This window comes from Pseudomonas sp. RA_35y_Pfl2_P32 (genome assembly GCF_963970735.1).
In the GTDB taxonomy this organism is placed as follows: domain Bacteria; phylum Pseudomonadota; class Gammaproteobacteria; order Pseudomonadales; family Pseudomonadaceae; genus Aquipseudomonas.
Map to the genome: position 1 here is coordinate 1 of NZ_CAXAQF010000313.1, position 462 is coordinate 462.

Annotated in this window: 1 protein-coding gene; it reads right to left on the reverse strand. The window is 64.3% G+C overall.

Annotated elements, in window-relative coordinates; genetic code table 11:
* Positions 1–462 (reverse strand): TrbG/VirB9 family P-type conjugative transfer protein (locus tag AACY45_RS28455; protein ID WP_339548801.1); only part of this gene is annotated, 462 nt, incomplete at both ends.

Below are 462 nucleotides of genomic sequence, written 5' to 3' on the forward strand. Positions count from 1 at the left end.
TGCGCCGGTCGGTGTTGATGACGAGATTGGTCATCAGATCGGCCCGCGTTGGCTTCACGAGGATATGGACCTGCTTGGCCGCGCCAACGCCGCTCTCGGTATCGCCGATGATCCAGCGCACGGTATCGCCAGCGGCGACCGGTCCGGAACCGACGAGCTGTTCGCCTTCCTGCAAGGCGACGTCAGTCACCTGCCCCGGCGCGGCATACACCTGATAAAGCGCGCCCGCAGCGAACGGATAGACCTGCACCGCGTTGATATAGCCATTGCGGGTCGGCTGCATGCGGGCCGCGGCATTGGCCTTTTCAACACGCTTGCGGGGATCGCCAGACTCAGGCTTCGGGTGTCCGTCATGCAGCGGCTTGAGCTGGCCGGGAAGCGGCAGCAGTTTCGGCACTTCGACGATTTCGACCGGCTTCGGTGGATCGGCAAGCTGGACGGCAGGTTGCGCCTCACCGTCAT